At 66.0% G+C, this 6,979-nt stretch carries 8 protein-coding genes and 1 pseudogene; 3 read left to right on the plus strand and 6 right to left on the minus strand.

The genetic code is table 11. The features are described 5' to 3' along the window. Together IL54_RS24805 and IL54_RS04505 are read right to left on the minus strand one after the other, a co-directional pair. Positions 1-617: MFS transporter (locus IL54_RS24805; protein ID WP_337587978.1), on the minus strand; the 617-nt coding region annotated here is incomplete at its 3' end. 147 nt (positions 618-764) lie between these two features. Next, the gene (locus tag IL54_RS04505) at positions 765-3,446 is read right to left on the minus strand and encodes a TonB-dependent receptor (RefSeq protein ID WP_081912766.1); all 2,682 of its coding nucleotides are present in this window, start codon (positions 3,444-3,446) and stop codon (positions 765-767) included. Between the two features lie 174 nt (positions 3,447-3,620). Between IL54_RS04505 and IL54_RS04510 the strand changes: the two genes are divergently transcribed. Then, positions 3,621-4,034, plus strand: a complete 414-nt coding sequence (locus IL54_RS04510; protein WP_237748778.1) for an RbsD/FucU family protein — start codon at positions 3,621-3,623, stop codon at positions 4,032-4,034. A 51-nt stretch (positions 4,035-4,085) separates the two neighbouring features. Further along, positions 4,086-4,973 carry an ROK family protein gene (locus tag IL54_RS04515; RefSeq protein WP_037473553.1) on the plus strand — a complete coding sequence of 296 codons (888 nt, stop codon included), beginning with the start codon at positions 4,086-4,088 and terminating at the stop codon, positions 4,971-4,973. Here IL54_RS04515 and IL54_RS23940 read toward each other — a convergent pair. Together IL54_RS23940 and IL54_RS22685 are read right to left on the minus strand one after the other, a co-directional pair. Continuing rightward, complete coding sequence (locus IL54_RS23940) at positions 4,886-5,263, minus strand: DUF6118 family protein (protein ID WP_156106115.1); 378 nt, start codon at positions 5,261-5,263, stop codon at positions 4,886-4,888. The two genes, IL54_RS04515 and IL54_RS23940, sit on opposite strands and share 88 nt — an antisense overlap. 3 nt (positions 5,264-5,266) lie before the next feature. Next, the gene (locus tag IL54_RS22685; protein WP_237748779.1) at positions 5,267-5,434 is read right to left on the minus strand and encodes a hypothetical protein; all 168 of its coding nucleotides are present in this window, start codon (positions 5,432-5,434) and stop codon (positions 5,267-5,269) included. Between the two features lie 37 nt (positions 5,435-5,471). Here IL54_RS22685 and IL54_RS04520 point away from each other — a divergent pair. Further along, positions 5,472-6,225, plus strand: a pseudogene (locus tag IL54_RS04520) (type IV secretory system conjugative DNA transfer family protein); the annotation flags it as partial. 55 nt (positions 6,226-6,280) lie between these two features. Here the strand turns inward: IL54_RS04520 and IL54_RS22690 are convergent. Beyond that, entirely contained in the window at positions 6,281-6,592 is a 312-nt protein-coding gene (locus IL54_RS22690) for a recombinase family protein (protein ID WP_081912992.1), read from the minus strand. Position 6,593: 1 nt separating this feature from the next. After that, the gene (locus tag IL54_RS22695) at positions 6,594-6,932 is read right to left on the minus strand and encodes a GNAT family N-acetyltransferase (RefSeq protein WP_272945500.1); all 339 of its coding nucleotides are present in this window, start codon (positions 6,930-6,932) and stop codon (positions 6,594-6,596) included. Between the last annotated feature and the right edge of the window lie 47 nt (positions 6,933-6,979).

Below are 6,979 nucleotides of genomic sequence, written 5' to 3' on the forward strand. Positions count from 1 at the left end.
GACAGCATCGCCGCCACGGCGACATAGGGGCCCATCACCGCGGTCAGCTCGACGCGCTGGACCGACTGCAACGCATCGGTCGACAGCGCCGCACGCTCGGCCGCCGACGCCTGATGGAGATGGTCGAGGATGAAGAACTTGGCGAGCAGCGCGCCCGATATCGCCCCGACGGGATTGAACGACTGGGCGAGGTTGAGCCGCCGTGTCGCGGTAGCCCTTGGCCCCAGCGAGTAGATGAACGGATTGGCGCAGGTCTCGAGAAACGACAGGCCGGCGGCAAGGACGTAGAGCGCAACCAGGAACGGGAAATAGTCGAGCGACAGGCTCGCCGGATAGAACAGGAGCGCGCCGGCGATATACAGGCCTAGGCCGATCAGCAGGCCCGCCTTGTACCCGTATCGCCGCGCCATGAGCGATGCGGGGATAGCGAAGCAGAAATATCCGCCGAAAAACGCATATTGCACGAACGCCGTCTGAAAATCGGTCAGGCTCAGAATGCGCTTGAACGCCGACAATAACGTGTCGGTCATGTTGGCGGCCAGCCCCCATGCGAAGAACAGGCCGGCGACGAGGGCGAACGTCAACGCCTGTCCGCGCGAAATCAGCGCGGCCGGCACAGCGTCCGTGGGAATGGCATTCCGATAGTCACGCATGTGCTGGTTCCATCGTCCGGGGATCGCGCTCCTTCACCACGCATGGCTGCGGGTTCGGTCGCGGCCTGTAAAGCCCGTCCCGCCGGGATGCGGCGGGACGGAGCGGCAAGGTCAGAAGCGCACGCCGACGCGCAGGATGAAGGTCTGCGGGTCGACGACGCGGGCGTTGAAGGTGTTCGTGGCACCGACCAGGGTCTCCCCGGCGCGCGGATCGCCTTCGGTCAACCCGGTGCTCTTCAACAGGTTCTGGACGTCGCCCAGTACATACACGCCGCGTCCCATCTCCAGACCGAAGCCCAGGCTGACGAGGCCGTAGGCGGACAGTCGTGCGGTGTTGGCGTCGTCGGCGAAGCGGCGCCCGCTGAAGGAATAGGCGCCGTGGAGCGAGAAGTCGCCGATCGGCGTGCTGATCCCGTCATAGGAACTGCGGACCTGGAAATAGGCGTTGGGGGTCCGCACGGGCAGATTGCCGTTGATGTCGAGGCTGACGGTCTGCGCGTTCGGGCCGAGTGCCTGTTGCGGGGGCGTGGCGAAGAATTTGGGCGCCTGATAGGTGCCGCTCAGGTCGATCGACCAGTCGGTGACCGGCCGGATCGATATCTGTGCCTCGACCCCGTTGGTACGGGTGTTCCGGAATGCCTGACGTTGCACGATCGCGCCGTTGACGACGGTGGGCACGTTGAAGAACAGGTCCTTCGCCTGCGCGAAGAAATAGTTCAGCTCCACGTTGAGCGGCCGGCTGTTGTACCGCAGCCCCGCCTCGACCATCGTCGTGGTCGCCGGTTTCGTTTCGGGACGGTCCTCGAAATTGCGGATCGCGGCCAGCCCGTCTGCGGTCGATGCGTCGAAATTGGCCAGCGCCTGATACCGGTCGGGATCGGGCATCCGGAAACCGCGGGCGAAGCGGCCGAACAGCGCGAAATTGCTCGCCACCTCGTAATTCCCGCCGACCGTCCAGGCGAGCTTCCGGAAGTTCAGGTCCATCGCCCGGAACGTCCCGCTGCCGAAGGGCAGCGACACGAGGGCCGGATTGCCCGGATCGAAGGTCGCCGGATTGCGGCTGAGGTCGAAATTCGCCGGATTCTCTACCTGCCCGCTAACGTGCAGGGTTTCGTAGCGCGCACCGGCATTCAGCGACAGGCGACCGATGTCGTAGACGAAGTCGACATAGGGCGCGATCGTGCGCTCCTTGAACTGCACGTTGGCATAGCCTGTCGGCCCGGCGATGAGCCCCTTGTACGTGCCCGCGGCACCCGACGCGAGCGGCGCGCCGGCTGCATCGGTGAAGACGATGTCGAGACGCCGGGGCCGCCCCTCGATGCTTTGCAGCGTGTCCAGTCGCGAATCGAGCACCTGCCCGTCGATGTCGGAGAAATAGACGCCGAACGTACTGGCCAGCTTGCCCGGACCGACCTGCAACCCGTCACGTTGCAGCTGGAAATCGTTCTGGAAATTGGTCGCCTCGGTCTTGCGATAGAAATAGGCGGCATCGATGCCGAAGCCGTTGATGTTGAGGCTGTCGGCATTGGCCTGGGTGGCGAGCACCTCGCCGGTCCCGGCGTCGCGCACCTGGAAGAACGGACCGCCGGCACCGGCTGCACCCGCGAAGCGCGTGGGCGCCCGTGCGAATATCTCGCCCGCGATGGTCGTGAGCGGCCGGGCGTTCCCGACGTTGATGATCGCGTTGAACGGCGTGTTCAGATCGGTGTAGCGGTTCTGGTTGCTGACCGACCAGCCGCCGCCGAGGTCGTAATCCAGCTTGAAGCCGAAATAGAGCGTCTTGTCGCGCTGGCCATCGGCGGCATCCCAGTTGATGTCGCCCATCGGCGTGCCCGGCAACGACAACAGGCGGGCGCGAGCGGAAACGCCGGTCGTGCCGTCGTTGATGCTCATTCCGCCCGGAATGGAGCGCGGATTGGAAATCGTCCCGGTGAGCGGCTGGGGCAGATAGAAGATCGCGCGATCGTTCTGCAGGTTGAATTCGGCGCGGATCCTGCCGCGTCCCCCGGCGAAATCGTGCACGACATTGGCGTTGATCTCGCCGCCGCGATTGGCGTTGAAGCCGGGATCGCGGCCGGAATTATCCTGTCGCCACCAGCCGCCGATCGCCGCCGCGGTCGTGTCCGACAGGCTGAACGTGGTCCAGCCGTCGAAACCGATGCGATCGTAGCTGTTGGTCTGGAACTGGATATCGCCATGGGTCGGATCGCCCGGTCGCCCCTCGCGCGACAGCAGGTTGATGTAACCGGCCGGCGCGCTGCCCACGAATACGGACGAGGAACCGCCGCGCACCGCCTGGGCACCGGCGACGAAATTGGAAAAGCGCGTGAACCGGTCGGACTGCGAGAACAGGATATCCTGATCGTAGAATACGACCATGCCGTCGCGTTGCAGCGCCGTGAATTCGGTCTGGGTCGAAAGCGGGAAGCCGCGCGGGGCGATGTTGTTGCCGACTTCGCCGCCCGAATCCTCCGCGTGAAAACCGGGGATGCTGCGTGCCAGCGACGCGATGCTGGCGGGCGCGATTTCGGTCAGCGCTTCCTCGTTGAAGACCGAGATCGCGTTGGACGACCTGATCTGCTGCACGGCGCGGCGGGAGCCGACGACGACGATGTCCTGCACGATCGCGGCGTTCTGCGGCGACACAGCGTCAGCGACCGCATTATCGGCAGCGACCGGCGCCGCCTCATCGACCGGAGCCGGCGTTGCCTGTTCCTGCGCGCGGACCGACGTGCTTGCCGCGACCGCCACAAGTGCAGCCACAGACACCGAAGTTGCAAACGAACCTTTCATAATCCCCCCCTGATGACGTCGCCCGTCCCGGCGATCTGGCATCAACCTGTTCCCATCGATTCTATTTGTCAATATGCTGGACTAATCAAGCTACCCGAATTAAACGAACGGCGACGAGGTCGGAACGACCTGTTGCGAGAGGACGTGCGTGCGATGTTAAAGGGACTGCCGGCGATGTTGGGGCCCGACCTACTGTCGACGCTCCGGGCCATGGGCCATGGTGACGAAATCGCGATCGTCGACGCGAACTACCCCGCCGATGCGCACGCCACCCGACTGGTGCGGATGGACGGGCATGACGTGCCCGCGATCGCCGACGCCTTGCTATCGGTGCTGCCGCTCGATCGCGATGTCGACGCGGCGTTTCGGCCGTGCGCGCATGGCGACTGCGACCGGATGGAGCCCGTCTATAGCGAGTTCGACGCGCTTCTCGCGCGTCACGAACCCGGCATCGTGCTGCGCCCGCTTCCCGGCGACGGTTTCTACGCCCGCGTACGGGGCTGTTACGCGATCATCGCCAGCGGCGAACGTCGGCTGTTCGCCAACATCATCCTGCGCAAGGGCGTGATCGGTCCGGTGGAATCATGACGGCGGCCCCGCATGGCCCCCGCGGTCCCCGCGCCATTTCGGGGAACGCCCGTGGCTGACCCCCTGTTCGGATGCATCGAGGCCGGCGGCACGAAGTTCGTCGTCGGCGTGTTGAGGGATCAGGGAACGATCCTCGACGAATGTCGGATCGAAACGTCGGACCCAGCCGCCACTATCGGTGCCGCGACCGATTTCCTCGACGCCGCGGCTAGTCGGTTCGGCAGTTTCGACGCGATCGGCATCGCCAGCTTCGGTCCGATCGACATCGACCGTCGCTCGCCGCATTGGGGCCGTATCACCACGACTCCCAAGCCCGGCTGGAGCGACATCGACCTCGCAGGGCCGTTGGCGACGGCGTTCGGCTGCCCGGTCGGCTTCGACACCGACGTGAACGGCGCGATCCTGGCGGAAAGCCTGTGGGGCAACGCGATCGGTGCGGATATCGCCTGCTACGTCACCGTGGGCACGGGCATAGGCGGCGGCGCCCTTGTCGAGGAACGCCCGGTCCACGGATCGCGCCATCCCGAAATGGGACATCTGATCGTCCGCCGCCATCCGCTCGACACCGGGTTCGGGGGCATCTGCCCGTTCCACGGCGATTGCCTGGAAGGTCTGGCGAGCGGGCCGGCGATCATCGCCCGCTGGGGGGCGTCGCTGTCCGACCTTCCGCCGGATCACCCCGCCCATGAAATCATCGCGTATTACCTCGGCCAGCTGGTCGTCGCGCAGCAGGCGATCCTTTCGCCGAGACGGATCGTCATGGGCGGTGGCGTCCTTGCCACGCCCGGGCTGATCGACCGGGTGCGGGCGCAGGCGCGGGACCTCGCCAACGGCTATTACGGCACGGAGGATTACGCCCGCCTCGTCGTCGCTCCCGGCCTGGGGGACAAGGCAGGCCTGCTCGGCGCCCTCGCGCTCGCCCAGCGCGCGCGGCGCTGAACGGATCCCGATCCCGTCGGAACGGCCTCGTGGCGTTGCCCGCGGGCCGGGCTACCGGGCTTCACGTCGTTGATAGCTGCGATCCGCTCGGCAGTGGCGTCCACGCCCTGCTGCATCCGCCCCAGCGTCTCGGAATAGTCCGGCACGTCGATATGCGCCCGCTCGGCCGCCAAGCCCTCCACGGCACGGCGTAGCAGCGCCAGCTCGCGGTCCTGTCCCTCGATCACGGCGCGCAACCGGTCGAACGCCTCCGCCGGGTCGCCGCCTTCCTGAATATCGTCGTCCATCATCACCTACCGGCTCATGCCATGATCGCGGTCTCGGCCAATCGTGACCGACTGCGCCAGCTCGTTTGCGACCGATCGGCCCCGCTCCATTTTCAGTTCCAGCTCGGGCGCGCGGGCGCGCAGAACGGATTCGAGCTGCGGGTCGCGTTGTAGCCCGCCAGCAATGCTTTCCATGCGCTTGCCCAGCTTCTCCGCGCCCGCACGATCGCCGGATCTGCTCGGTTCCGCCCGTTTCGACGACCGTGCCGACGTGCGGAAGCTGGAGGCGAACGGGGATCTCCTGATCGGCCGCTCGGCGAAATCGGGAAAGCTGCTGCATTACGACGGCGCGGCGCACCTGCTGACGATGGCGCCCACCCGGTCGGGCAAGGGCGTCGGCACGATCATACCGAACCTGCTGCTGCTCGACCGCTCGGTGATTTGCATCGACCCAAAGGGCGAGAATGCCCGCGTCACCGCCCGCGCGCGTGCCGCCAGGGGCAAGGTCTGGTGCCTCGATCCGTTCGGCGTGTCGGGTCAGCCCCCCTGCCCGTTACAATCCGCTTGACCGGCTCGATCCTGCCAGCCTCGATCTGGCGGAAGATGCCAACACCCTCGCCGACGCGCTGGTGCATGACGCGCCGGGGCAATCTGGCGAAGCGCACTGGAACGAGGAAGCCAAGGCGCTGATCGCCGGGCTGATCCTGCACACCGTCGTCCACGAACCCGCCGATCGTCGCGTTCTGGCGACGGTGCGCGACAAGCTGACGCTCGCCCCTGCCGGCTTCGCCGCGCTGCTGACCGATATGCAGGACAGCGCCGGCGCGGGTGGCCTGATCGCCCGCGCCGCCAACCGCCAGCTCGGCAAGTCCGATCGCGAAGCGGCCGGCGTGCTGTCCTCGGCGCAGCGCCATACCCACTTTCTCGATAGCCCCCGCATCGTCGCCAGCACGGCCGCATCGGATTTCACCTTTGCCGGGTTGAAGGGGTCGCTGCAAGAAAGTGAGCTGAGCGTACGCTAAGGGCGAACGGACCGAGAACTTACCCTTCGACCTGTCCCGCTGGTTCTCCCAGCGCCTGGTAGAGCGCGGTTTTGCCGACCTTCACGCGCGCGGCCGCCTCGCGTACGGTGAGCCCGGCCGCGAGATGCGTCTTGGCGCGGGCCAGCTTGTCGGGGGTGACGACAGGCTTGCGCCCACCTCTACGGCCGCGCGCCTCGGCCGCCTTCAGCCCTGCGTTGGTGCGCTCGCGGATCAGGTCGCGCTCGAACTGCGCGAGGGCGCCGAACAGGGGGGCGTTTGCGGGAGGGGGCGGAATCCTACGCCAAGCTCGCCCAGATAGCCGGCGCGAGATCTTACTTGTTGCTGCCTTCTACGGTCGCGCCAGAAAGGCGACGGCTCAGTTCTATCCGGCGATGGCTACGCATTTTGAAGGTGTCTGGCCCAACGCGCCGATACTCAATGAAGCCGAGAGAACGCCAAAATCGCTCTGCCGCTTCATTCGCTTCCAGCACGGCCAACCGAATCTCTGTGGCACCTCTCGCAGCGGCCCAGCTTTCGACCGTCGAGTAAATTGAGCGTCCGACGCCACGACCACGCTGTGCGGCATCTACGATCATGAAGCCGAGATACCATGTGCCATCACGCGGATAATCGCGGAGGATGGCCGCGATTGCATATAGGCCCCTGTACATTATCGGGACACGGATTCACGGTAGCGGCTCGACAGCGATCGTTTCGG

The organism is Sphingobium sp. ba1, from assembly GCF_000743655.1.
Lineage (GTDB): Bacteria > Pseudomonadota > Alphaproteobacteria > Sphingomonadales > Sphingomonadaceae > Sphingobium.